Source organism: Methylobacterium sp. EM32, assembly GCF_040593685.1.
Lineage (GTDB): Bacteria > Pseudomonadota > Alphaproteobacteria > Rhizobiales > Beijerinckiaceae > Methylobacterium.
This window is the reverse complement of sequence record NZ_JBEXZS010000110.1, coordinates 1-24,736: the sequence shown is the minus strand read 5'-3', so window position 1 is coordinate 24,736 and position 24,736 is coordinate 1. Positions and strand designations below refer to the sequence as shown.

The 24,736-nt window shown below is 71.5% G+C and carries 18 protein-coding genes and 2 tRNA genes; 10 read left to right on the top strand and 10 right to left on the bottom strand.

Annotated elements, in window-relative coordinates; all coding sequences use genetic code 11:
• Positions 1-236 precede the first annotated feature (236 nt).
• From ABZT49_RS15610 to ABZT49_RS15600, 3 genes are read right to left on the bottom strand one after another with little or no spacing between them, the layout of a single operon-like run.
• Positions 237-1,952: an AMP-binding protein gene (locus ABZT49_RS15610; protein WP_355286922.1), complete on the bottom strand. Its 1,716-nt coding sequence runs from the start codon at positions 1,950-1,952 to the stop codon at positions 237-239.
• Positions 1,953-2,007: 55 nt separating this feature from the next.
• Entirely contained in the window at positions 2,008-2,739 is a 732-nt protein-coding gene (locus tag ABZT49_RS15605; RefSeq protein ID WP_355286921.1) for a hypothetical protein, read from the bottom strand.
• Positions 2,736-4,247, bottom strand: a complete 1,512-nt coding sequence (locus ABZT49_RS15600) for a leucyl aminopeptidase (RefSeq protein WP_355286920.1) — start codon at positions 4,245-4,247, stop codon at positions 2,736-2,738. The genes ABZT49_RS15605 and ABZT49_RS15600 overlap by 4 nt, the downstream gene beginning before the upstream one ends.
• A 244-nt stretch (positions 4,248-4,491) precedes the next feature.
• Between ABZT49_RS15600 and lptF the strand changes: the two genes are divergently transcribed.
• The 5 genes from lptF to rsmA all read left to right on the top strand — a co-directional run bounded on the left by lptF (position 4,492) and on the right by rsmA (position 11,399).
• Entirely contained in the window at positions 4,492-5,658 is a 1,167-nt protein-coding gene (gene lptF / locus ABZT49_RS15595) for an LPS export ABC transporter permease LptF (RefSeq protein WP_355286919.1), read from the top strand.
• A 4-nt stretch (positions 5,659-5,662) separates the two neighbouring features.
• Positions 5,663-6,751, top strand: coding sequence for an LPS export ABC transporter permease LptG (gene lptG / locus ABZT49_RS15590; protein ID WP_355286918.1), 1,089 nt, complete (start codon positions 5,663-5,665; stop codon positions 6,749-6,751).
• Positions 6,751-9,432: an LPS-assembly protein LptD gene (locus ABZT49_RS15585; protein ID WP_355286917.1), complete on the top strand. Its 2,682-nt coding sequence runs from the start codon at positions 6,751-6,753 to the stop codon at positions 9,430-9,432. The genes lptG and ABZT49_RS15585 overlap by 1 nt, the downstream gene beginning before the upstream one ends.
• Before the next feature lie 93 nt (positions 9,433-9,525).
• Positions 9,526-10,566, top strand: a complete 1,041-nt coding sequence (pdxA, locus tag ABZT49_RS15580) for a 4-hydroxythreonine-4-phosphate dehydrogenase PdxA (RefSeq protein WP_355286916.1) — start codon at positions 9,526-9,528, stop codon at positions 10,564-10,566.
• On the top strand, positions 10,563-11,399 hold the full coding sequence (gene rsmA, locus ABZT49_RS15575; RefSeq protein ID WP_355286915.1) for a 16S rRNA (adenine(1518)-N(6)/adenine(1519)-N(6))-dimethyltransferase RsmA: 837 nt from the start codon (positions 10,563-10,565) through the stop codon (positions 11,397-11,399). The genes pdxA and rsmA overlap by 4 nt, the downstream gene beginning before the upstream one ends.
• Positions 11,400-11,719: 320 nt before the next feature.
• On the opposite strand, the gene ABZT49_RS15570 is transcribed toward rsmA, so the two are convergent.
• The 3 genes from ABZT49_RS15570 to lipB form a co-directional block, all read right to left on the bottom strand.
• Positions 11,720-12,685, bottom strand: coding sequence for a TIM44-like domain-containing protein (locus tag ABZT49_RS15570; protein ID WP_355286914.1), 966 nt, complete (start codon positions 12,683-12,685; stop codon positions 11,720-11,722).
• Between the two features lie 188 nt (positions 12,686-12,873).
• Entirely contained in the window at positions 12,874-14,019 is a 1,146-nt protein-coding gene (locus tag ABZT49_RS15565; protein WP_355286913.1) for an ATP-binding protein, read from the bottom strand.
• Between the two features lie 228 nt (positions 14,020-14,247).
• Entirely contained in the window at positions 14,248-14,973 is a 726-nt protein-coding gene (gene lipB, locus ABZT49_RS15560; RefSeq protein ID WP_355286912.1) for a lipoyl(octanoyl) transferase LipB, read from the bottom strand.
• A 60-nt stretch (positions 14,974-15,033) separates the two neighbouring features.
• Here lipB and ABZT49_RS15555 point away from each other — a divergent pair, with 60 nt between their 5' ends.
• The 3 genes from ABZT49_RS15555 (at position 15,034) to ABZT49_RS15545 (ending at position 15,823) form a co-directional block, all read left to right on the top strand.
• Positions 15,034-15,339, top strand: a complete 306-nt coding sequence (locus ABZT49_RS15555) for a FliM/FliN family flagellar motor switch protein (protein WP_355286911.1) — start codon at positions 15,034-15,036, stop codon at positions 15,337-15,339.
• Positions 15,340-15,464: 125 nt separating this feature from the next.
• Positions 15,465-15,549: transfer RNA gene (locus tag ABZT49_RS15550), tRNA-Leu, on the top strand.
• A 189-nt stretch (positions 15,550-15,738) separates the two neighbouring features.
• A tRNA-Leu gene (locus ABZT49_RS15545) sits at positions 15,739-15,823 on the top strand.
• A gap of 308 nt (positions 15,824-16,131) precedes the next feature.
• Here the strand turns inward: ABZT49_RS15545 and ABZT49_RS15540 are convergent.
• A complete protein-coding gene (locus ABZT49_RS15540) occupies positions 16,132-16,707 on the bottom strand; it encodes a peroxidase-related enzyme (RefSeq protein WP_407943514.1) in 576 nt (191 codons plus the stop codon).
• Positions 16,708-16,917: 210 nt separating this feature from the next.
• Between ABZT49_RS15540 and ABZT49_RS15535 the strand changes: the two genes are divergently transcribed.
• Positions 16,918-21,756, top strand: a complete 4,839-nt coding sequence (locus tag ABZT49_RS15535; protein WP_355286909.1) for an NAD-glutamate dehydrogenase — start codon at positions 16,918-16,920, stop codon at positions 21,754-21,756.
• Positions 21,753-22,388: a 5,6-dimethylbenzimidazole synthase gene (bluB, locus tag ABZT49_RS15530; RefSeq protein ID WP_355286908.1), complete on the top strand. Its 636-nt coding sequence runs from the start codon at positions 21,753-21,755 to the stop codon at positions 22,386-22,388. The genes ABZT49_RS15535 and bluB overlap by 4 nt, the downstream gene beginning before the upstream one ends.
• A 164-nt stretch (positions 22,389-22,552) precedes the next feature.
• Here bluB and ABZT49_RS15525 read toward each other — a convergent pair whose 3' ends face one another.
• The 3 genes from ABZT49_RS15525 to ABZT49_RS15515 all read right to left on the bottom strand — a co-directional run.
• The gene (locus ABZT49_RS15525) at positions 22,553-22,879 is read right to left on the bottom strand and encodes a multidrug efflux SMR transporter (protein WP_355286907.1); all 327 of its coding nucleotides are present in this window, start codon (positions 22,877-22,879) and stop codon (positions 22,553-22,555) included.
• Entirely contained in the window at positions 22,876-24,027 is a 1,152-nt protein-coding gene (locus ABZT49_RS15520) for an SDR family oxidoreductase (protein ID WP_355286906.1), read from the bottom strand. Before ABZT49_RS15520 ends, ABZT49_RS15525 begins: the two co-directional genes overlap by 4 nt.
• A 297-nt stretch (positions 24,028-24,324) precedes the next feature.
• Positions 24,325-24,736 (bottom strand): response regulator (locus tag ABZT49_RS15515; RefSeq protein WP_355286905.1); only part of this gene is annotated, 412 nt, incomplete at its 5' end.

Here is a 24,736-nt window from a genome sequence, read left to right as displayed (position 1 = left end):
TCGTCTACGAACAGGAGCATCGCCCAAAACCCGCAACCGGGACCCTGGTCAGCCAAGCCCCATAACCGTCCACAGAAACGGGGCAATCCCAATCCCAGGGAGAGGGGGCGACGCTTCCGAAGACGTCGCGCGCTTCATGACGCGCGCCAGCTAGATCAGCGTCGCGCTGCCCCTCTCCCGGCTCGCTCCGCTCGCCACCCTCCCCCGCAGTGGGGGGAAGGTTCAGAAGCGGCGCGCTATCCGACAGTCTCCCCCTCCCGCAACGCCCGCCGCAGCACCTTGCCGACATTCGTCTTCGGCAGGCTGTCGCGAAAAACGTAGCGGCGGGGCACCTTGTACGCCGTCAGCCCCTCCCGCGCATGAGCCCGCAGGGCCTCCGCCGTCAGGTCGGGATCGCGCCGGACCACGTGGGCGACGACGCTCTCGCCGGTCTCGGCCGACGGTTCGCCCACCACCGCCACCTCCAGCACGCCCGGATGGGCGGCGAGCACGTCCTCGACCTCGTTCGGATAGACGTTGAAGCCGGAGACCAGGATCATGTCCTTCATCCGATCGACGATGCGGACCTGCCCGTCGGGCTCGATCAGCGCGACGTCGCCGGTGCGGAAGAAGCCGTCCGGGGTCATCGCCCGGGCGGTCTCGTCGGCCCGGCCCCAGTAGCCGGCCATCACCTGCGGCCCGCGCACGCAGAGCTCGCCGGGCTGGCCCGCCGGCAGGGTGGTGCCCTCGGCGTCGCGGATGCACACCTCCGTGGAGGGCGCCGGGTAGCCGATCGTGCCCGACCAGTCGTGCAGGTCCGGTGGGTTGATCGAGACCACCGGCGAGGTCTCGGACAGGCCGTAGCCCTCGATCACCGGCTTGCCGGTCGCGGCTTTCCAGCGCCGGGCCACCGGCGCCTGCATCGCCATGCCGCCGGCGATGGCGTATTCGAGCCGCGACCAGTCGACCTTGGCGATGTCCGGGTGGTTGAGCAGCGCGTTGAACAGGGTGTTGACGCCCGACAGGTTGGTGAAGCGGCTCTTGCGCAGGAGGCTCACGAATCCGCCGATGTCGCGCGGGTTCGGCACCAGCAGGCAGCAGGCGCCGAGCCGCATCATGAAGAAGAAGCAGCAGGTCAGCGCGAAGATGTGGTAGAGCGGCAGCGCCGTCACCATCACCCGGCCCGGCCCCTCGTCGTCGCGCATGCGGAACCAGACCCGGCTCTGCTCGACATTGGCGGCGACGTTGCGATGGGTGAGCATCGCCCCCTTCGAGACGCCGGTGGTGCCGCCGGTATATTGCAGGAAGGCGAGATCGTCCGGACCGACCGCGACCGGCCGGAAGGCGGCGCGGCGCCCGGCCGCGAGGGCCGCCTTGAAGCTGGTCCGGCGCTCCGCCGGCAGCGTGAAGGGAGGCACCGCCTTCTTGAGGTGGCGCGCCGCCAGCGTGATGAGCGAGCCCTTCAGCCCGAGCCCGTCGCCGGCCCCGGCCACCACCACCCGCTCGAGGCCGGGCAGCTCGGGCAGCGACTCGGCGACCGTGTGGCAAAAATTCTCCAGCACCACCAGCACCCGGGCGCCGGCATCGCGCAGCTGGTGGGTCAGCTCGCGCGGGGTGTAGAGCGGGTTGACGTTGACGACCGTGGCGCCGGCCAGCAGCGCGCCGACGAGGGCGATCGGAAAGGCCGGCACGTTCGGCATCATCAGGGCGACCCGGTCGCCCTTCGACACCCCCTGCGCCTGCAGGAAGGCCGCCATCGCCTCGCCCTCGCGCCGTAGCGCCGCGAAAGTCAGGGAGGCGCCGAAGCAGGTGATCGCCGGGCGGTCGGCGAAGCGCGTCGTGGCGGTCTCGATCAGCTCGACCAGGGTGCCGAGACGCTCGGTCTCGATCTCCGCCGGGACGCCGGCCGGATAGGCGGCGAGCCAGGGCCGCGGCGGGGTGTTGGGTTCCATCGCGCTCGACCCCTTGCCCATGAACTCCAACCCTCCCCGGTGCCGGGTGCCTCGCGGGCCCCGGCTTACCTCCGGGTTAGCGTCTCCCCGGGGTGGATTCAACCGACGCACGGGATCGGACGAGGTCGAGGATCACGTGCGGCAGGAACGCCGCGAGCACGAGGCCGAGCGCGAGCGCGGCCTGACCGCCGGAGAGGGCCAGCCGCGGGAAGCCCGACAGGCCGAGATCGCGCGCCGCCGCCAGCACGCCGAGCGCCCAGGCCAGGGCCGCGAAGCGCAGGAGCACCCGGACGAGCGCGCGGCCCCAGGCGCCCCGGCGCGGCAGGCCCCGCGCGACGAGGGCGGCACAGCCCAGGGCGAAGCCGAGCACGGAGGCCGCCGCCACGGCGCCGAGCCCCTGCGCCACCGCCATCGGCTGGCCGGACAGGAAGGCGACGCCGCCGACCGAGAAGCCGGCCCGCAGCACCAGCCCGCCATAGGTCGGGTGCAGCGACAGGCCGGTCACGAGGGCGAGCCCGAGACACGCGCCGAGCCAGCCGCGCCAGTGCGGCGCGGCGAGCGGCAGCAACGCCGCCCGCGCGACGCCGTAGGCGATGGCCGGGAAGAACAGCGGGTAGCGGTCGGCGAAGAAGCCGTAGGCCCATTGGCCGAAGCCCGCCGCGTCGAGGCTGCGTTGCGTCGTGCCGGTGACCGCGACGAGCCCCACGGCGGCGAAAGCCGCCGCGAGCGGGATCAGGGCGGCGAGGCGCCCCGGCCGGGCCGCCGTCGCGGGAGCGGCGCCCGGCAGGGCGCCGGCGAGCGCGCTCACGCCTCGTAGTGGTCGCGCACGAGCCGGTCGAGGAGGCGCACGCCCCAGCCCGAGCCCCAGGAGCGGTTGGTCTCGGTCGCCGGCGAGCCCATGCCGACGCCGGCGATGTCGAGATGGATCCACGGCACGTCGTTGACGTAGCGCTTGAGGAACTGCGCCGCCGTGGCCGAGCCGCCGTGGCGGCCGCCGGTGTTCTTCATGTCGGCGAATTTCGACTCGATCAGCTTGTCGAAGCCCGGGGTCAGCGGCATGCGCCAGACCTTCTCGCCGGTGGCCTCGCCGGCGGCCGAGAGGCGTTGCGCCAGCTCGTCGTTGTTCGAGAACATGCCGGCGAATTCCTGGCCGAGCGCCACCAGGATCGCACCGGTCAGGGTCGCGAGGTCGATCATGAAGCGGGGCTTGTAGGTCTGCTGGACGTGCCAGAGCACGTCGGCGAGCACCAGGCGGCCTTCCGCGTCGGTGTTGATGATCTCGATCGTCTGGCCCGACATGGACGTCACGATGTCGCCGGGGCGCTGGGCCTTGCCGTCGGGCATGTTCTCGACGAGGCCGATGGCGCCGAGCGCGTTCACCTTGGCCTTGCGGCTGGCCAGCGCGTGCATCAGGCCGACGACGCAGGCGGCGCCCGCCATGTCGCCCTTCATGTCCTCCATGCCGCCGCTCCCCTTGATGGAGACGCCGCCGGAATCGAAGGTCACGCCCTTGCCGATGAAGGCCACCGGCGCGTCGGAGGCGTCCTCGGCGCCGTTCCAGCGCATGATGACGACCCGGGCCTCCTTGGCCGAGCCCTGCGCGACGGCGAGCAGCGCCCGCATGCCGAGCTTCTTCATATCCTTCTCGTCGAGGATCTCGATCTCGACGCCGAGCTTCTCCAACGCCGACGCGCGGCGGGCGAACTCCTCCGGGTCGAGGACGTTCGGCGGCTCGTTGACGAGCTCGCGGGCGAGGATCACGCCCTCGGCCAAGCCGTCCGCGCCGCGCATCGCCTTCTTGAGACCGGCATTCTCCGGCACCAGCAGGGTCAGGCGCCCGCCCCCGCTCGCCTCCTCGCCCTCCGGCGTCTTCTTGCTCTTGTAGCGGTCGAACTTGTAGGCGCGAAGCCGCGCCCCCAGCGAGAACGCCGCGACCTCGTCGGAACTCGGGGCCGTGCCGGGCCATTCGAGCACGATCGTGGCCGAGCGGCTGCCGAGCTTGCCGGCGGTGGTGCCGCCGAGGGTCGCCCAGTCGCGGGACGCCGCCTCGTCCGATCCGGTACCGATCACCACCAGCCGCTCGACCGCGAGGCCGGTCGGAGCGGTGAGAACGAGGGCGCTTTGCGCCTTGCCCTTGAACCGCTCGACGCCCGCGGCGCGGGCCACCAGCTCGGCCGCGCCGGGCCCGGCGATCTCGGCCGCCCGCGGCGACAGGGCGAGGTCCTCGCCGACGAACAGCACGAGGTCGCCGCCGGGCTTGGGCAGCGCTCCGGACGCGGCGAGGGATTCGATCTCGATGCTGATGCCGTCCGCCATGGCGTTGCTTTCGTCCCGTCCTTGATCGCGCGTCTCACGATGGGCGCCGCGTCGGTCCTGTGTAGCGGCCGGACGCCGTCGAGCGCAACGCGGGCCAAGTAACGCGGGCTGAGTGTGGCGGTCCGGGCGCGCCCGCCCGCAAAAGGCCGCACTTGCCGTGCTTGAGGGCACCCGGTGCTTGTGCGGCCGGTGGGGCAAGCCTAACCAGCATCGACGCGGGAGGGGGCCCGACCGCAGCCGGCCGATGAGACAGATCGAGCGCTACATCTTCCGCATCGCCCTCGGGGCCTTCCTGTCGTGCCTGATCGGCCTCACCGGCGTGATCTGGGTGACGCAGGCCCTGCGCGAGCTGGACCTGATCACCGCCAAGGGCCAGACCCTGCTGATCTTCTTCCTGATCACCGGGCTGTCGCTGCCGACCCTGATCACCGTGATCGCGCCGGTCGCCCTGTTCATCGCGGTGGTCTATGCGCTCAACAAGCTCAACGGCGATTCCGAGCTGATCGTGATGAGCGCGGCGGGCATGTCGCCGCGCCACCTGATGCGGCCGTTCCTGACGCTGGCCCTCTTCGTCAGCGCGGCGATCGGCTTCCTGACCATCCAGGTGATGCCGTCGAGCTTCCAGGAATTGCGCGACGTGCTCACCCGCGTGCGCGGCGACTTCATCGCCAACGTGGTCAAGGAGGGGCAGTTCACCACCCTCGACAGCGGCATCACCTTCCACTTCCGCGAGCGGGCCCCGAACGGGGCGCTGCTCGGCATCTTCATGCAGGACCGGCGCGAGGCCGGGAAGACGGTGGTCTACCTCGCCGAGCGCGGCCAGGCGGTCGACCTCGACGGGCAGACCTACCTCGTGCTCGAGAAGGGCAGCATCCACCGCCAGCAGCCGAACAGCCGCGATTCCTCGATCATCACCTTCCAGCGCTACGCCGTCGACCTCGCGGCGTTCACGCCGCCCGATGCCGACACGATCTACAAGCCGCGCGAGCGCTCGACCGTGCAGCTGATGTTCCCGAACCCGGACGAGACCTACTACAAGCTGACGAAGGGCCGCTTCCGGGCCGAGTTGCACGACCGGCTGTCGTCCTGGCTCTACCCGCTGGCGCTCGGGCTGATCGCCTTCGCAGCGCTCGGCGATCCCCGCACCACCCGGCAAGGGCGGGGCTTGGCGGTCGCGGGCGCCATCGCGGCGGTGGTGGGCTTACGCATCGCGGGCTTTGCCGCCTCGAGCGCGGCGGTGCGCAGCCAGGGCGCCGTGATCGCGGTCTACGCCGCGCCGCTCATCGCAATCGCCCTCTCCCTCGTCGTCGCCACCCAGGGCAACCGGGTGCGGGCCTTCAACGCAGGTCTCGCCGCGCGGCTGCGCCGGCTCTCAGGCACGGTCCCGGTCCTGCGGACACGGGCAGGCTGAGCGGATGCTGATCGGCGTCACCCTCGGCCGCTACCTGGCGGCCCGCTTCCTGCGCATGATCCTGGGGGTGTTCCTCACGGTCTTCGCCCTCGTCTACACCCTCGATTTCGTCGAGCTGATGCGCCGCGCGGGCGACGCCGAAGGCGCGTCCGCCGCCGTGATGGCGCAGCTCGCGCTCTACCGCACCCCGGCGGTGGCCGAGCAGGTGCTGCCCTTCGCGATCCTGTTCGGCGCCATGGCGGCCCTGCTCCAGCTCAGCCGCAAGCTCGAACTGGTGGTGGCGCGGGCCGCCGGCATCTCGGCCTGGCAGTTCCTGCAGCCCGGCGCGCTCGTGGCGCTCGGCATCGGCGCCTTCACGGTCGGGGTCTACAACCCGGTCTCGGCCGAGCTGAAGCAGCGCTCGACGCAGATCGAGGCCAAGATCTTCGCCCGCTCGGGCAAGGCCGCCTCCGGCAAGGACCTGTGGATCCGCCAGCGCAGCATCGACGGCCAGGCGATCATCCGGGCCGAGACCGCGATCGAGGGCACCACCACGCTCGCCGGCGTCGCGGTCTTCACCTTCGACGAGGCCGGCGCCTTCACCCAGCAGATGCAGGCGGCCCGGGCCACCCTGCACGACGGCTACTGGGAGCTCCAGGACGTGCGGGTGCAGGGCATGGACCAGGAGCCCCAGAGCTACGACACCTACCTGATCGCCTCGACGCTCGACCAATCGCAGGTGCGCCAGCGCTTCACCCCGCCGGAATCCGTGCCTTTCTGGCAACTCAGTCAGACGATCGCCCGGACCGAGCGGGCGGGACTCGACGCCACGCGTTACCGCCTGCAGTACGACGTGCTGATGGCCCGGCCGGTGCTGTTCCTGGCGATGGTGCTGGTGGCGGCATCGGTTTCATTAAGGTTTTTCCGTTTCGGTGGCATCGGCAAGATGGTGCTCGGCGGCGTCGCGGCGGGCTTCGTGCTCTACGTGGCACGCCAGGTGATGGAGGGCCTAGGAGCCTCTGGATTGGTGGCGGCGCCGGTGGCGGCGTGGTTCCCGGCCGTGGTAGGGAGTCTTCTCGGAACGCTCGCGCTTCTGCACCTGGAGGACGGCTGATGCCCGATCTCCGGCAAGGCGGCGCGGGCATAGCGGGTGCAGGGATGGGTCGAGTCGTGCGTAAGGCCGCGGGTGCCGCGGTCACGGGATCCCTGACGGTTCTGCTGGCAGCCGCCGTGACGGTGGGCGCGAGCGACCTTGCGCGCGCGCAGGGCACGCTCAACGACCAGTTGGCGGCGCGTACGGCCAAGAACCAGGGCAAGAACCAGGGCAAGCCCGGCAGCGGCGACGAGCGCCTGCTCGTCGAGGCCAAGGAGCTCGTCTACGACAACGACAAGAACACGGTCTCGGCGGTCGGCAATGCCGAGCTGCATTACGGCCCGCGGACCCTGCTGGCCGACCGCGTGCGCTACGACCGCAACACCGGCCGGGTCTTCGCGGAGGGCAATGTCCGCCTCACCGACGAGACCGGCTCGGTCGTGACCGGCGACCGGATGGAGCTGACCGACGACTTCAAGTCCGGCTTCATCGACTCGCTGCGCATCCAGCAGACCATCGAGCAGCGCGGCCGCCCGGCCCGGGTGCGGTTCTCCGCTCCGCGGGCGGAGCGCATCGCCGGCGAGACGACGACCTTCGAGTACGGCACCTACACCGCCTGCGAGCCGTGCAAGGACCATCCCGAGAAGCCGCCCCTGTGGCAGGTCAAGGCGGCGCGGATCATCCACAACAACGAGGAGCGCCGGATCTACTACGAGGATTCGTACCTCGAAGTGGCCGGCATCCCGATCGCCTACCTGCCCTATTTCTACTCGCCCGACCCGACGGTGCGGCGCGACACTGGCTTCCTGGCGCCGCACTTCGTCTCGTCGAACGTGCTCGGCTACGGCATCGGCACGCCGTTCTTCTGGAACATCGCGCCCGATTACGACCTCACCGTCGAGCCGACTTTCCTGTCGAAGCAGGGCGTGCTCGGCCAGGCCGAGTGGCGCCAGCGGCTCGCCAACGGCTTCTACAACGTCCGGGTCAGCGGCATCTTCCAGTCGACGCCGAGCGCGTTCCTGCCCGGGCCCCTCGGCTCCGGCGACCGCGACTTCCGCGGCTCGATCGAATCGGCCGGACAGTTCTATCTCGGCCAGAACTGGCGCGCCGGCTGGGACATCGTCGGCGTCACCGACAAGTGGTTCCTCGATAATTACCGCATCCGCAACCAGACGATCAGCACGGACTACTTCCGCGAGGCGGTCTCGACCGCCTTCCTGATCGGCCAGGGCGACCGCTCGTGGTTCGAGGCGCGGGGCTACTACTTCAAGGGCCTGTCGACCTACGACTGGCAGAAGCAGCAGCCGATCGTCGCCCCGGTGATCGACTACGACAAGCGCCGCGACGGGCCCGACCCGATCGGCGGCGAGGTGCGGTTCCAGGCCAACTTCACCCACCTGACCCGTGAGGCGACGCAGTACACCCAGATCCCGCGCACCGGGACCTACCTGCTCAGCCCGAGCGTCAACGGGATCTCGTTCCCGCTCTACAGCACCTGCTCGGTGTTCGAGCGCGGGCAGTGCCTGGTGAGCGGGCTCGCCGGCGACACCACGCGGGGCACCGCCCAGGTGTCGTGGCGGCGCACCTTCACCGACGAGTTCGGCCAGCGCTGGCAGCCCTTCGCCTACCTGCGCGGCGACGCGTTCTTCGTGAACCCGAACACGACCGGCTACCAGAACCCCGAGGTCACGAACCTCTTCTCGCCGGAATCGAACTTTTCCGGCCGGGTGATGCCGGCGGTCGGACTCGAATACCGCTACCCCTTCGTCGCCGATATGGGCCCGCTCGGGGTCCACACCGTGTCGCCGATCGTCCAGGTGATCGCGCGGCCGAGCGAGACCCATATCGGCCGCCTGCCGAACGAGGACGCCCAGAGCCTCGTCTTCGACGACACCTCGCTGTTCGAGTGGGACAAGTTCTCCGGCTACGACCGGGTCGAGGGCGGCGTGCGCGCCAATATCGGCGCCGAATACGCGATCACCGGCCGCAACGGCTTCTACATGAACGCGATGTTCGGCGAGTCGCTCGCGATCGCCGGCGTCAACTCGTTCCGCCGCGGCGACATCGCCAATGTCGGCCGCGATTCCGGCCTCGAGACCGCCCAGTCGGACTTCGTCTCGCGCCTCCAGGTCTCGCCGAACCAGAACATCAGCTTCATCACCCGGGCCCGGTTCGACAACTCGACCTTCGCGCTCAAGCGCTTCGAGGCCGGCGTGACGGCGAAGTTCGCGCCGTTCCTGCCGCTCGAAACCTCCCTGCTCTACGCCCGCTACGAGGCGCAGCCCGAGCTCGGCTACGACCGCCGCCGCGAAGGCCTGCAGGCCTCGGCGCTCTACAACATCACGCCGAACTGGTTCGTGACCGGCTCGGTGCTGTTCGACCTCTCGCACTACCTCCAGGTGCGCGAGTTCTACGCCACGGCGGCCCAGGCCTACTTCCTCAACCCGGTCGGCACGGCGCCGACCTACGAGCGGGCGGACAAGTTCTACGTCTCGTCGTCGGGCCTCGGCTTCGGCTACCGCGACGAGTGCACGACCATCTCGCTCAACTACCTGTCCTCGCCGATCGAGACGGCGTCGGGCCTGCGCGAGCGCAACCGCACCTTCCTGCTGCGGATCGAGCTGCGCACCCTCGGCGAGGCGAATTTCCGCCAGAACCTCAGCACCACCACGACGGCGGACGGCATCGCCACGGCCCGGTGACGGGCCGGGCAACCCGGCCCTGAGGCGGCTTGCTCGGCGAAGGCCGGGATGGCATGGCGCGGGGATGCGCCACCACGGACGAGGATCCCCGCCATGACCACAGCCCTCGCGCTGACACAGGGCGATCCGGCCGGGATCGGCCCGGAGATCACCCTGCGGGCCTGGCTCGCCCGGGAGGAGCACGGCTTGGCGCCGTTCTTCGTCATCGGCGACCCGGATTTCCTGCGAACCATCGCGGCCCGCCTCGGCCTCGACATCCCCTTCGCCGAGGCTACCCCCGAGACGGCCGCCGACGCCTTCGCCCGCGCCCTGCCGGTGATGCACCTGCCGGACGGGATCACCGTTGCGGCCGAGCCCGGCACGCCCGATCCGGCGAGCGCCGCCGGGACGCTGGCTTCGATCGAGGAGGCGGTGCGGCTGGTGCGGGCCGGCCGGGCGCCGGCGCTGGTCACCAACCCGATCGCCAAGCACGTCCTCTACGAGGCGGGTTTTCGCCATCCCGGCCACACCGAGTACCTGGCGGCGCTCGCCGCCGCGCCGGGCGAAGCGCCGCCGACGCCCGTGATGCTACTGTGGTCGGAGGAGCTGGCGGTGGTGCCGGTGACGATCCACGTGCCCTTGCGCCGGGTGCCGGAGCTGCTGACGGCCGACCTCGTGGTCGAGACTGCCCGCATCGTCGACCGTGACCTGCGGGCGCGCTTCGGCCTCGCCTCCCCGCGCCTCGTGCTCGCCGGGCTCAACCCGCATGCGGGCGAGGCCGGCACGATGGGCACCGAGGATCGCGACGTGCTGGTGCCGGCGATCGAGTCCTTACGGGCGGAGGGTATCGCCATCACCGGCCCGCATCCCGCCGATACCCTGTTCCACGCCCGGGCGCGGGCCACCTACGACGTCGCGCTCGCCCCGACCCACGACCAGGCGCTGATCCCGATCAAGACGCTCGCCTTCGACGAAGGCGTGAACGTGACCCTCGGGCTGCCCTTCCTGCGCACCTCGCCCGACCACGGCACCGCCTTCGACATCGCCGGCAAGGGCCTCGCCAAGCCCGACAGCCTGATCGCGGCCCTGAAGCTCGCCGGGCGGCTGACCCGGCCCCGTGACGCAGAGACAACGAGGGACGGAGCAGCGGCATGAGTTCCCCGGACGGTCTGCCGCCGCTGCGGGAGGTGGTGCAGGCGCACGACCTCTTGCCCCGCCGCTCGCTCGGCCAGAATTTTCTGTTCGACCTCAACCTCACCGGCCGGATCGCCCGGTCCTCGGGTCCGCTCGAGGGCGTGACGGTGGTCGAGGTCGGCCCCGGCCCCGGCGGCCTGACCCGGGCGCTGCTGATGCACGGCGCCGCCAAGGTCATCGCGGTCGAGCGCGATCCCCGCGCCTTGCCGGCGCTCGCCGAGATCGCCGCGCATTATCCCGGTCGCCTGGAGGTGGTGGAGGCCGACGCGCTCGAATTCGATCCCCGGCCGCTGATCGGCGACGGCCCGGCCCGGATCGTCGCGAACCTCCCCTACAATGTCGGCACGCCGCTCCTCACCGGCTGGCTCACGTCGGAGGCCTGGCCGCCGTGGTGGGAGTCGCTGACCCTGATGTTCCAGCGCGAGGTGGCCGAGCGCATCGTCGCCGACGAGGGCGACCGGGCGAATTACGGCCGGCTCGGCGTGCTGTGCGGCTGGCGCAGCCAGGCCACCATCCTGTTCGACGTGCCGCCCTCGGCCTTCGTGCCGCCGCCGAAGGTGACGTCGAGCGTGGTGCGGCTGGAGCCGCGGGCGGAGCCCCTGCCCTGCCGGGTCCGGGCCCTCGAAGCCGTGACCGGCGCCGCCTTCGGCCAGCGCCGCAAGATGCTGCGCCAGAGCCTCAAGGCCGCGACCCCGGACCCCGCCCGCCTGCTCGCCGCCGCCGGCATCCCCGAGACGGCGCGGGCCGAGGAGGTGCCGGTCGAGGGGTTCGTGGCGATGGCGCGGGTGTTGTGAGGGTTGTTTCGGCAGCTCGATCGAGACGAATGGGTAGCCACGTCGCCACCTCTCCGCGTCATTCCGGGGCCGCGCAGCGGAGCCCGGAATCCAGAACCGCGGATGGTTCAGGATAAGGCGAAGCCAGTCGTGGTTTCTTCTGAACCGCCTGCGGTTCTGGATCCCGGGTTCCGCTACGCGGCCCCGGGATGACCCCGGAGGATGAAGCATCCGTCGCGGGAACACCGAACGACGTCCGACATAAAAAAACCCCCGACCCCAAACGGGACCGAGGGCTTCGCCGAAGGCCGCTGGGAGCGTCGCTCCCCGCGAAACAACCGTTAGCGTGTCTGCTGGATGGCCGAGACCACCCACTGACCGCCGCGCTCGCGCATGAAGGTCCAGACCTCCGTCGCCTCGGGCGGGTTGGTCTCGACGACCCGGCCGCTGGCGCGGTCGATCACCGCGTCGCGCAGGGTGTAGCGCATCGCCACGGTGGCGTAGTCGACCGGACCCTCGCGCCAGGATTCGGCGAGGTCGCCCTGCTGCAGCTTCACGTCGGCGATCTTGTTGACCACGCCGCGGGCGGCGTTGGCCCGGATCTCCTCGCCGAAGTAGCCGAACATCTCCGGCGTCGTCAGGCGGCGCAGGGTGGCGGCGTCCTCGGCGCCGTAGGCGAGCTGCACCTGGCCGAGCGTGCGCTCGAAGGCCTCGAAATCCTGCGGGCCGATGCCGACTTCGTCGCGCTGGGCCGGGCGGGCCTGCGCGGCGGCAGCACCGCCGCCGAGACCGGCACCGAGACCGCCCAGGCCATTGCCGCCGAGCGGACCGCCGGGACCGGCCGCCGGGCCGCTGCGGTTGTAGGCACCCGCCATGGCCGGCTCGGCCTGGCGGCGGCGGAAGAAGCGCAGGACCAGGAACACCACGCCGACCAGCAGGCCGACCTGGAGCAGCAGGCCGAGGAACGACGCGATGCCGCCGAGGCCGCCGAAGAAGCCGCCGCCGATCAGCGCGCCGAGCAGGCCCGCGCCGAGCAGGCCGGCGAAGAAGCCGCCGCCGAAGCGACGCTGCGGGGCGGCCGGGGCGCCCATCTGCGAGCCGGGCTGCGTCATCGAGCGCTGCATCGGTGCCGGGGCGCCGGGGGCGGTCGCGGTGGAGGGCGGGGCCGAATAGGTCTTGGAGCCGCGCGAGCCCATCGAGGAGCCGCTGCCGGGACGCGCCTCGCCGGCCGTCGCCGCCACGGCCATCAGGGCCGCCAGGCCGAAGGCCACCGCCGTCCGGCGGCCGCGGGAGAAGGTGGTCATCATCGGTTCGTATCGCCTCGTGCCATCACCAGTGAGGGGCGTCCCGCCCCCTGCCATGCATATGGGGGCGCGGGTGGCGCAGTAGAAGGGAGGCATCGTGCGGAATGCCACCCTGTTCGCAACTACACCCGATGAAGAGTCGCCGATCCGTGTCAGATCTGCCAAGCGATAAATTTTTGAGATGACAGGGATTAGCGACCGGCGGCACTTCGTTGCGACCGCGGCCGCGGGGTCTCGGCGGCCGGGAAGGTGAGGCGCACCACCGTCCCCTCGCCGGGGCTGCTGCGCAAGGCGACGGCGCCGTTCTGCCGCTTGACCAGGGCGTTGAGGATGGCGAGGCCGGTGCCGCGGCCGGGCTCGCGGGTGGTGAAGAACGGCTCCAGCGCCCGGGCCAGCACCTCCGGCGGCATGCCGGCGCCGGTATCCGCCACCGTGAGCGCGACGTGGCGCCCGGCGGCCCCGTCGGCGGCCACGCCCTCGCCGCCGTGGTTGCGGGTCTCGATCGTGACGCGCCCGCCCGCCGGCATCGCCTCGGCGGCGTTGCGCAGCAGGATCTGCAGGATCAGCTCGGTCTGGACCGGGTCGATGCAAGCGATCCACAGGTCCTCGGCGAGGTCGAGGTCGAGGCCAATCCTCCCTCCCAGCAGGCTCGCGGTCCGGTCCCGGTGCTCGTGCAGCAGCCCGTTGAGGTCGACCGGCCGCGGCTCCGGCCGGTGCCGGCGCGAGAAGGCCAGGAGGTGGCGGGTGAGCATCGAGGCGCGCTCGGCAGCGTCGGTGGAGCGGCTGAGCGCCCGCTGCACGAAGGCATCCGGATGCTCGCCGAGGCGCCGGCGCAGGCCGTCGACGTAGCCGACCAGGATCTGCAGGAGGTTGTTGAACTCGTGCGCGACGCCGTTGGTAAGCTGGCCGAGCGCCTCGCGCCTCTGCGCGAGGCCGAGCGCCGCCTCCAGGTCGCGGCGGCGCGAGGTCTCGACCACCTGCACCAGAAGCAGCGAGTCCGGGCGCGGGAGCGGCGAGAGGTGGACGAGCCCCCAGAGCGTCGCCCCGTCGCGCCGGCGCAGCAGCACCTCGGCGCTGCCCGGGGCGCCGGAGCCGAGGAGCCCACGCAAGGCCGCCTCGGCCTCGGGCTCGGCACCCAGAATGGCGAGGCCGGAAGGCGCTTCCCCGAGGAGCGCAAGGGCGGCCGGGTTGGCGAAGCGCACCTCGCCCATGGAGCCGGGCGCGACCAGCAGGGACGGCAGGGGGGCGGCCGCGAGAACGTCGAGAAGCGCGGCACGCAGCATCCCGGCCTCCCCCGGCGCCTCGGCGGCCGGCACTGGCGCGGGGACATCCGGCACGGGCGGACCTCCGTGATGCGCGGGCCGGGGCCGCCCGCCGAGAACATCATCCGACGAACCGGTCACGGGTTCGCCGGACGATGCAGCACAATCAAGGACCTGGAGCCGCGCCCGGCTGCAGCGCGACCGGGCGCCGATCGAGGCGGCCGGGCCGTCGCCGCGGTCATCGTCGCCACTCTAGAGCAAGTCCGGGCGGGGTGGAAACCGCGGGACCCGCTTCTGTCCGGCTTAAGCCCGCCCATCGTCGTCGACCAGCACCGTGGGTCCGAAGATCGCCTCGAACCGCCCCCGCAGCACCGCGTCGACCTCCGGCATCGTCACAGGCCGGCCGAGATCGACCAGGCTGGTGACGCCGTGCTCGCGCACGCCGCAGGGCACGATGCCGGAGAAGTGCGACAGGTCCGGCTCGACGTTGAGGCTGATGCCGTGGAACGTCGCCCAGCGCCGCACCCGGATGCCGATCGCCGCGATCTTGTCCTCGACGCCCGGTCCCTTCTCCGGCCGCCGCACCCAGACGCCGACCCGGTCCTCCCGCCGCTCGCCGCGCACCGTGAAGTCCTCCAGGGTCGCGATCAGCCAGGCCTCCAGGGCGGCCACGTAGGCGCGCAGGTCCGGCCGGCGCCGGTTGAGGTCGAGCATCACGTAGGCCACCCGCTGGCCGGGGCCGTGATAGGTGTATTGCCCGCCCCTTCCCGTGCGGTGGACCGGGAAGCGCTCCGGCGCCACGAGGTCGGCCGCCTTGGCGGAGGTGCCGGCGGTGTAGAGCGGCGGGTGCTCGACGAGCCAGACGCGCTCCAGGGCGCGGCCCTCGACGATGGCGGCGGCCCGCGCCTCCATCGCGGCTTCCGCCTCGCGGTAGTCGAGGAGCGCGTCGCGGACCACCCACTCGACGGGGGGGCTGCCGGGGGCGGGCAGGAGGCTGTCCGGGGCGGTGGCGAGCCGGTCGTTTACCAAGGCTTCACCATAAGATCGGATTGTTGTCGCATCGTCTCGTCGTCAGGGTGGGTGCGTCCGTTGCCGGTACTCGACATTCTCAAGGTGGATCTCGCTGTCGTGCTCGGCCGGACCCGGATGCCGATCCACATGCTGCTGCGCATGGGCCGCGGCGCGGTGATCGAGCTCGACTCCACCGACTCCGATATGGTCGAGATCCTCGCCAACAACCACCCGATCGCCCGCGGGCAGATCGTGGTCACCGGCAACCGCATCTCCGTGGAGGTCACCGAGCTGATCCGCAAGGCCGAGGTGGTGCAGGAGCCGGGCGTCCGCATCGGCGACGGCAGCGCCGGCCTGCTCGCCGCCCTGTCGGACGCCCTCTGAGGCGAGAATGTTCGCCGGATCCGCATCGCGGCGCTTGCGTCCCCCGGAGGGGACTGGTATTCGCAGCCTCGCTTCGGACGGGTCTCACCCCCGCCCCGCCGGTTCCGGCGACAATCAAGCACTCCGCGGCCGTGGCGGAATTGGTAGACGCGCTAGCTTGAGGTGCTAGTTGGGCAACCAGTGGAGGTTCGAGTCCTCTCGGCCGCACCATCCATCCTGCAAGGTCTCCGACCGCAGCAGGACGGGATGGGAACCGGGTTCGGCGTGAGCGGCTCGATCCTCGTCGAGACTGCGAGCCGGGCAAGGTTGCCGATGCGTCGAGCCACTTCGTGGTTCCGACGATCCTTATTGTAAGATTTTTTACTTCGGCTGGACCGTTTTTGATGTTCAGCACGCTCCGCGGCCGTGGCGGAATTGGTAGACGCGCTAGCTTGAGGTGCTAGTTGGGCAACCAGTGGAGGTTCGAGTCCTCTCGGCCGCACCATCCTGCCTCCGTGCGGGATGGCCGGATCCTCGCAGCAGGATCCTGTCTCTTCGGGTGCTGATCGCGCCGAGACCCCCCCATTCGAGTTCTCCTGATCGACCTGTCACGACCGCTCCGATGTGGGTGTCCGTGTCCGGGTCATGCACGCGTTGGGCAAGACAGATTCCCTTCGCGGCGTGATGGCCGTCCCGTCCCGGGGGCGGCCAGCGGGATGCCCCCTCCCCCCGAGTTGTCCGGCTATCGGCGACCCGCGCCCGGCCACTTCACGTCATGGCCGGGCGCGCTACGCCGACAATGCGGCGACCGGGTCAGGCCTCGTCCGGGCCGGGCAGGCTCCGCGCCTCGCCGTGGTAGGAACGGTTCGGGCGCATGTCGACGGCCGAGGCCATGCGGTTCGACATGTTGAAGAAGCTCGCCACCGCCGAGATGTCCCACAGGTCGCGCTCCGAGAAGCCGGCATCGCGCAGCGCCTCGCGATCCTCCTCCTCGATGGTCCAGGGCGCCTCGGACAGCGCCACCGCGAAATCGAGCATGGCGCGGTGGCGGTGCGAGAGGTCGGCGGCGCGGTAGTTCATCGCCATCATCTCGCCCAGCACCGGATCGCCCGAGAGGCTGCGCACCGCAGCGCCGTGCGCGGTGAGGCAGTAGTAGCACCGGTTCACGCTCGACACCGCCACCGCGATCATCTCGCGCTCCAGCTTCGACAGGCCCGAAGGCGCCAGCATCAGGTCATTGTAGAGCGCGGCGAAGGCCTCGAGCTTGGCGCTGTCGTGGGCGTAGGCGAGCAGCACATTCGGCACGAAGCCGATCTTCTCGCGACACTTGTCGAAATACGCCCGCATCTCCGGCGACAGGTCGGGCGACGGGGGCAGGTCGAGGGCCATCACGGTGCCCTCGGTCTCCTGCGGCGCCGGCCGCTCGCCGACCTCGGGCTTCGCGCCCGCCTTCTTCCTGCCGCCGCTCATGCCCGTGCTCTCCCCGTCATCGTGCCTCCTCTATAGGCAGTTTGCCCGGCGCAGGCGAGGCCGGGGTTGCGGGGGTCGCGACGCTGTGCCACCGCTCCGGGCATCAACCTCGGCAGAGGACGAGCTGACGTGGAACCCTCGACCGCGACCGCGACCCCCGAAGCGAAGGCCAGCCGCACCGACCTGATCGCCGCCGCGGCGGCTGTCGCCGAGGACAGGGGGGGACCCGGCGGCTTCGTCCGCGACCTCTTCGGCCGCGTCGCGCCGGAGGACCTGACCGCCTACCCGCCCGAGGCCCTGGCCGACCTGGCCCTCGCCGCGAGAGCGCATCTCGCGGCAGCCCGGCCCGGCCGCACGATCAGCGCGGTGCGCCTCTCCGACATCGAGGTGGAGCTGGGTGGGCGCCGGCGCGACCTCACGGTGCTGGAGGCGGTCAACGCCAACCGGCCGTTCCTGCTCGATTCGACGCTCGCCGAGCTCGTCGCCCGCGGCTACCAGCCCCGCCTCGTCGCCCACCCGATCCTCGGCGTCGAGCGCGACGCGGAGGGCGCCCTGGTGCGGGTCGTCGGCGAGACCACGGCACAGGAGATGACAGGAGATCTCGCGCGCGAGAGCTTCATCCACATCCATCTCGACCGCATCGACGACGAGGCCGCCCGCGCGACGCTCGCCGCCGGCCTCGCCCGGATCTACGCCGACGTCGCCGTCACGGCGGCCGACCACACCGCCATGGTCGAGCGCCTGGCCGAGGCGGCGGCGGCTTACACTGACGCGCCCTCCCCCCTCGCGCCGGAGGAGCGGGCGGAGGCCCGCGCCTTCCTCGACTGGCTGCGCGACGGGCATTTCGTGCTGCTCGGCCTGCGGGAATACCGCGACGCGGGCGGGGCCGACCATGCCGGCGTCAAGGGCAGCGGCCTCGGCCTCCTGCGCGATCCCGCCGTCGAGGTCCTGCGCCGCGGCGACGCCATGGTGGCGGTGACGCCGGAGATCCGCGCCTTCCTGGAAGGGCCGGAGGCGCTGATGGTGACCAAGGCGAGCCTGCGCTCGCGGGTGCGCCGGCAGGCCCATCTCGACCTCGTGGCGATCAAGCTGTTCTCGAGCGACGGGCGGCTCTCGGGCGAGTTGCGCCTCGTCGGCCTGTTCACCGGCAGCGCCTATGCGAGCCGGGCCGAGGAGGTGCCGTACCTGCGCCGCAAGGTGGCGGCGGTGCTCAGCCGTGCCGGGCTCGACCCGACGAGCCATGCCGGGCGCTCTCTCGTCCACGTGCTCGAGACCTATCCGCGCGACGACCTGTTCCAGATCGAGCCCGGCCTGCTCCTGCGCTTCGCGCTGGCCATCGTCTCCCTCGCCGACCGCCCGCGGGTGCGGGTGCTGGCGCGGCCCGACAAGTTCGGCCGCTTCGTCTCGCTGATCGCCTACCTGCCGAAGGACCGCACCGACGCACGGCTCCAGGCCCGGATCGGCGCCTACCTCGCCGAGCAGCTCGGCGGACGGCTCTCGACCATCGCGCCGGACTATCCGGAAGGGCCGCTCGCCCGCCTCCACGTCATCGTGGCGACGCCGGGCGCGCCGCCCGACGAGATCGACGCCGAAAAACTCGAGGCCGGCATCGTCGCGCTGTCCCGCACCTGGGCCGATTCCCTGCGCGAGGCGCTGGCCGAGACCCGCGGCGGCGATGCGCGGGGGCTCGCCGCGGTCTATGCCGACGCCTTCCCGGCTGGCTACCGCGAGATGTATGCCGGCGCCCAGGCGCTGCCGGACATCGCGATCCTGGAACGGATCTCGGAAGGCCAGCCCCGGGCGGTCGACCTCTTCCGGCGCCCCGGCGATCTCGACACGCGAATCGGCCTCAAGGTGTTCTCCCGCGGGACCGCCCTGCCGCTCTCCGAGCGGGTTCCGGTCCTGGAGAATCTCGGCTTCCGGGTCATCGACGAGCGCTCCTACCGCCTCAAGCCGGAGGGGACCGGCGCCCGGGTCTGGCTGCACGACATGGTGCTGGAGCGCGCCGGCGGCGGCGCGATCGATGTCGCGGCGGTGGAAGGCCCGGTCGAGGCGGCCCTGCTCGCGCTTGCCCGCGACCTCGCCGAGTCGGATGCCTATAACCGCCTGGTGCTGGAGGCCGGGCTCGGCTGGCGCGACGTCGCCCTGGTCCGGGCGCTCGGGCGCTACCTGCGCCAGCTGCGCATCCGCTACGGCCAGGACTACCTAGCGGCGACGCTGGCGCGCCACCCGGGCCTCGCCCGGCGCCTGGTCGCCCTGTTCTACGCCCGCTTCGACCCCCGCCGCGACGGCGACCGCGCGGCGGCGCAAGAGGGCGTGCGGGCCGAGATCGAGGCCGACCTCGCAGGGGTCACCAGCCTCGACGAGGACCGGATCCTGCGCCGCTTCGTCAATCTCGTGGAGGCGGCGCAGCGCACGAACTTCTTCCAGATCGGCCGCAACGGGCTGCCGCCTGAGACGATCGCGTTCAAGTTCCGCTGCGCGCGGGTCGACGGGATGCCGCTGCCCCGGCCGCTGTTCGAGATCTTCGTCTACTCCCCCCGCGTCGAGGGCGTGCACCTGCGCTTCGGCTACATCGCCCGCGGGGGCCTGCGCTGGTCGGACCGGCCGGAGGATTTCCGCACCGAGGTGCTCGGCCTCGTCAAGGCGCAGCAGGTCAAGAACGCCGTGATCGTGCCGGTCGGCGCCAAGGGCGGCTTCTTCCCCAAGCGCCTGCCGCCGGCCTCCGACCGCCAGGCCTGGATGCAGGAGGGCACCGAGAGCTACCGGATCTTCATCCGGACGCTGCTCTCGCTCACCGACAACATCGTCGACGGCAAGATCCTGCCGCCGCCCGCCACCGTGCGGCACGACGACGACGACGCCTACCTGGTGGTCGCCGCCGACAAGGGCACGGCCACCTTCTCGGACGTCGCCAATGCCCTCTCGCTCGAGGCGCATCACTGGCTCGGCGACGCCTTCGCGTCGGGCGGCAGCCAGGGCTACGACCACAAGCAGATGGGTATCACCGCCCGCGGCGCCTGGGAGGCGGTCAAGCGCCACTTCCGCGAGGTCGATGTCGACATCCAGGCCGAGCCGGTGACGGTGGCGGGCGTCGGCGACATGTCGGGCGACGTGTTCGGCAACGGCATGCTGCTGTCGCGCTGCCTGAAGCTGATCGCCGCCTTCGACCACCGCGACATCTTCCTCGACCCCGATCCCGACGCTGCCGCGGCCTTCGCCGAGCGCAAGCGCCTGTTCGACCTGCCGCGCTCGTCCTGGGCGGATTACGACCGGTCGAAGATCTCTTCAGGCGGCGGGGTATTCTCGCGCCAGGCCAAGACCGTGCCGCTCTCTCCCCAGATCCGGGCCCGCCTCGGCCTCGACCGGGCGGAGGCGACGCCGGCCGAGGTGATGCAGGCGATCCTGCGGGCGCCGGTCGACCTCCTGTGGTTCGGCGGCATCGGCACCTACGTGCGCGCCACCTCCGAGAGCGACGACGAGGCCGGCGACCGGGCGAACGACGCGATCCGCATCACCGGCTCCGAGCTGCGCGCCCGGGTCGTCGGCGAGGGCGCGAATCTCGGCCTGACCCAGCGCGGCCGGATCGAGGCCGCCCGCCGCGGCGTGCGCCTCAACACCGACGCGATCGACAACTCGGCCGGCGTCAATACCTCGGACGTCGAGGTCAACATCAAGATCGCGCTGGCGACGCCCGAGCGCGACGGCCGCCTGAGCCCGGAGAGCCGCAACGCCCTTCTCTCCGGCATGACCGAGGCGGTGGCCGACCTGGTGCTGCGCAACAACCAGCTCCAGACGCTGGCCCTCTCCCTCGCCCAGCGCTCGGCCGCGACCGAGACGGGCTTCGCCGCCCGGCTGATGCAGAGCCTGGAGGCCGATCACCGCCTCGACCGCGGCGTCGAGTTCCTGCCCTCGGACGCAAGCCTCGCCGAGCGGGCGCAGGGGGCTGAGGGCCTGACCCGGCCGGAACTGGCGGTGCTGCTCGCCTACGCCAAGCTCGCCCTCAAGGACGCGCTCCTCGACAGCGCGGTGCCGGACGATCCCTACCTCGCCCGCGAGCTGGAGCGCTCATTCCCGCCGGTGCTGGTCGCGCGCTACCCCGACGCGGTGCAGGGCCACCGCCTGCGCCGGGAGATCATCGCCACGAGCCTCGCCAACGCCATCGTCAATCGCGGCGGGCCGACCATCGTCAGCCGGCTGGCCGACGAGACCGGCGCCGAGGCCCCGTCCATCGCCGCGGCCTACGCGGTGACCCGCGACGCCTTCGGGCTGATCGACCTCAACAAGGCGGTGGACGGGCTCGACGGCGCGATCGGCGGCGACCAGCAGCTCGCCCTCTACGCCGAATTGCAGGACCTCCTGCGCCAGCGCATGGTCTGGTTCATCCGCAACAACGAGGCCGTGCCCGGCAACATCGAGGCGGCGGTGCAGCGCTACCGCGACGGCATCGCGGCGGTCTCGGAGGCCCTGCCGGGCGCCCTGCCGCCGACCGCCGCCGAGGCGCTGGCCCGGCGCATCCGGACGCTCGTCGACCACGGCGTGCCGGAGGCCCTGGCCTCCCGCCTCGCGGCCCTGAGCGAGCTCGGCGCCGCGCCCGACATCGTCCAGGTCGCCGAGGCGACCGGGCGCCCGCCGGCGGCGATCGCCGCGACCCACTTCGCGATCGCCGACCTCTTCCGCCTCAACGCCCTCTCGGCCGCCGCCCGGGCGGTGCCGGTGGCCGACACCTTCGACCGCATTGCCCTGGAGCGGGCGGTCGCCGGCATCGCCTCGGCCCACCGGGCGCTCACCGCCGAGGCCGCGGCGTTCGAGGCGGAAGGGGCGGCCGCGGTCGAGGTGTGGGGCCAGGCCCGCGGCGCCTCGCTCGCCCGCATCCGCACCGCGGTCGCGGCCATCGCCGCCTCTGGCCTCACGGTATCGAAAGTCTCGGTGGCAGCGAGCCTGCTCGGGGATCTGGCCCGGCGATGACCTCGGCGCCGGAATTCGGGGCCGAGTTTCGCGCCCGCTTCGCGGAGCTGGTCGCCTGGCGTCGCGACGTGCGGCGCTTCCGCCCCGATCCGGTACCGGAGGACGCTGTCCGGGAGTGCCTGGCGCTCGCCTGCCTCAGCCCCTCGGTCGGCAACAGCCAGCCCTGGCGCTTCGTGCGGGTCTCGGATCCCGCCCGGCGCGCGGCGGTGACGGCGAGTTTTTCCCGCTGCAACGAGGCTGCCGCAGCGACCTACGCCGATGAGCGGGCCGCGGCCTATCGCAGCCTCAAGCTCGCGGGCCTGCGCGAGGCGCCTTTGCATCTCGCGGTGTTCTGCGACGAGGGGACCGGGGCCGGCCATGGGCTCGGCCGGGCCACCATGCCGGAGATGCTGCGCTATTCCGCGGTGACGGCGGTGCACACCTTCTGGCTCGCGGCGCGGATCCGCGGACTCGGGGTCGGCTGGGTCTCGATCCTGTGCCCCGAAGAGGTCGCGGCCGCCCTCGCCGTGCCGCCGGACTGGCGGCTGGTCGCCTATCTGTGCGTCGGCTACCCGGCCGAGGAGCATGCTGACCCGGAACTGGTGCGCCACGGCTGGCAGGCGCGCCAGGAGGCGCCGCTCCTGGAGCGGTGAGCCGCCCTCATACCAACGGTCGTTGGAAACGACCTGTGGTTCCGTTCTCGAGTTTTCGCCAAGCCTCCGGCTTGGTGTCGAAAATTCGAGATGGTTCAACGGCCCCGTCGATCGCGGGCCCGCCCGGGATCAAATCGATGCGTCAGCATCTTGGGCCGGTGGTATCAGGCGTGAGCCTGCGCCGCCGCCAGGATGCCGACGCCGACCGCGATGACCCCGATGCCGAGGATCATCAGCGGGGTCACCGGCTCGCCGAACAGGACGGCGCCGCCGAGCGCCGCGCCGACCATGCCCACCCCGGCCCAGATCGCGTAGACGATCCCGATCGGCAGCATGTCCATGCTGCCCGACATCAGCCACAGGGCGGTGCCGTAGCCGAGGGCGACCAGGACGGTCGGCCCGGGGCGGGTGAGCCCGTCGGCGGCCTTGAGCGACAGGGTGGCGGTGATCTCCGCCAGGATGGCGACCGCGAGCGTGAGATAGGGGGTCATGCGGTCGCCGTGAGCGGCAGCGGCTCGGCCGCCGCGGAAGCCGTGAACATCTCGAGGTCGTCGACGAACTGCTCGACGATGTCGGTGGAATTCGCCAGGCAGGCCCCGAGATAGTCCGGCAGGGAGGGCGGCGCCGCGATGCCCTCGGCGAGGAGCCGGTCGTTCGCGAAGGTGAAGTCCAGGGCGCAGAACATGTAATAGGCCCGGGTGGCGCGCAGCATCGCGTGCTTCAGGGCCGTGTCGAGCCCGAAGGTCGCGGCGAAGCGCTCGCGAAGCGCCGCGCGGTCGGCGAAGTCGAACCGATCGACGAGGCGCGGGCCGCCCTCCGGGTCGGCAGTCTCGAAGGCCCGGAAGAGATCCGGCCAGCGGGTCAGCGATCCCTCGCCGGCGGAGACATGGTAGAGGTCGTGCGCGAGATCGGGCTTCTGCAGCAGCCCGAGCAGGGAAGCGGCGGCCCAGTCCACCGGCACGATGTCGATGCCGGTGCGGGTCTCCGTCGGCAGGAGGCGGAGCCGGTCGGCGGCGCGGACCAGCCAGAGGATGCTCGAGCTGGGGCCGGCCCCGAGGGTCGAATGACCGACGACGATCGAGGGCCGTGCCACGACGAGCGGCAGGTCGGTGAACTCGGCCGCGAGGGACGTCTCGGCCGCGGCCTTCGAGGCCGTGTAGGCGACGAGGTGGCGGTCCTCCGGGCGCGGCGGCGCCTCGCGCACCAGGGTGGGCGCGTCGGCGCCGCAACTCATGGCGGTGCCGACATGCAGGAAGCGCCGGAGCTTCGGCATGAGGCGGGCGCGCCGGGCGAGCGCCAGGGTGCCGAGGTGATTGGTGCGGAAGACCCGCTCCTCACCGCGGTAGGACGTGTCGGCGGCGAGATGGAGGACGTGCGTCACGTCGTCGAGCCGCGGGTCGGCATCCTGGTCCGCGCGGGTGAAATCCCCCGGCACGACCGTCACCTGCCGGGCGAGGCGACGGGCCGTGAAGAGATCGGTGAAGCGGGAGAGCCGCGCCGCGATCCTCTGGTAGCCCTGCTCCGCGTCGGCACAGCGCACGAGGCAGACCCACTCGGCACCGTCGCGCCGGCTCAGGGCCTGGTGAAGGACGGCGCCGCCCAGAAAGCCGGTTGCGCCCGTCAGTAATATCCGTGCCACGCTGGACCTCCCCGCATTCCGGAGAGATGCCACAAACGAGCAGGCAATAAATCCGCCCTGGCGGCATCGATCTCTTATTCGTGCAGTATGTTGCGCGTGCGCAACCGTCTATTTCTCATTATGATTAGTCCATTCGAGCGAAAATCAGGCCAGAAACAAAATGGAAACACTTAGCATAGCTCATTAGGCCTAAGGCGCCACGAGGACAATAGTCCGCGCACCGCTCAGCATAGCGTATTTATGCCTCGAATGTCTTCAGAAATACTTGAGAAACAATCACTGCCGGGCCGCGCGGGCTCAGCCGCGGCTCAGCAGATGGGCGAGGAGCGCGCGCAGCTGCGCCGGCTTCAGCGGCTTGTGCACCAGTTCGCAGCGCGCCGCCCGCACCCGCGCCTCGACCTCGGACGAGTGGTCGGCGGTGGTGATCACCGCCGGGATGTCGTGGCCGTGGACGGAGCGCAGCCATTCCACGGTGTCGAGGCCGCAGGCGCCGCCGTCGAGGTGGAAGTCGGCGACGACGACGTCGGGGCTCCAGGTCGTGCCCAAGAGCCGCACCAGGCTGAGATGGTCGCGGGCCGCGAAGGCATTGGCGTCCCAGCCGTGGAAGAGCCGGGCCAGGGCCTCGAGCGCGGCCTTGTCGTTCTCGATCAGCGCGATGCGGGCGCCCGTCAGGCTCGTCGGCGGCACCAGCGAGGGGGCGGGCCGGGGC

Excerpts from the sequence above, each read along its gene's own strand:
- ABZT49_RS15610 (WP_355286922.1), bottom strand. The coding sequence starts at position 1,952 with ATGGGCAAGGGGTCGAGCGCGATGGAACCCAACACCCCGCCGCGGCCC.
- ABZT49_RS15600 (WP_355286920.1), bottom strand. The coding sequence starts at position 4,247 with ATGGCGGACGGCATCAGCATCGAGATCGAATCCCTCGCCGCGTCCGGA.
- lptF (WP_355286919.1), top strand. The coding sequence starts at position 4,492 with ATGAGACAGATCGAGCGCTACATCTTCCGCATCGCCCTCGGGGCCTTC.
- lptG (WP_355286918.1), top strand. The coding sequence starts at position 5,663 with ATGCTGATCGGCGTCACCCTCGGCCGCTACCTGGCGGCCCGCTTCCTG.
- ABZT49_RS15585 (WP_355286917.1), top strand. The coding sequence starts at position 6,751 with ATGCCCGATCTCCGGCAAGGCGGCGCGGGCATAGCGGGTGCAGGGATG.
- pdxA (WP_355286916.1), top strand. The coding sequence starts at position 9,526 with ATGACCACAGCCCTCGCGCTGACACAGGGCGATCCGGCCGGGATCGGC.
- rsmA (WP_355286915.1), top strand. The coding sequence starts at position 10,563 with ATGAGTTCCCCGGACGGTCTGCCGCCGCTGCGGGAGGTGGTGCAGGCG.
- ABZT49_RS15570 (WP_355286914.1), bottom strand. The coding sequence starts at position 12,685 with ATGATGACCACCTTCTCCCGCGGCCGCCGGACGGCGGTGGCCTTCGGC.
- ABZT49_RS15540 (WP_407943514.1), bottom strand. The coding sequence starts at position 16,707 with ATGGCCCTCGACCTGCCCCCGTCGCCCGACCTGTCGCCGGAGATGCGG.
- bluB (WP_355286908.1), top strand. The coding sequence starts at position 21,753 with ATGACCTCGGCGCCGGAATTCGGGGCCGAGTTTCGCGCCCGCTTCGCG.
- ABZT49_RS15525 (WP_355286907.1), bottom strand. The coding sequence starts at position 22,879 with ATGACCCCCTATCTCACGCTCGCGGTCGCCATCCTGGCGGAGATCACC.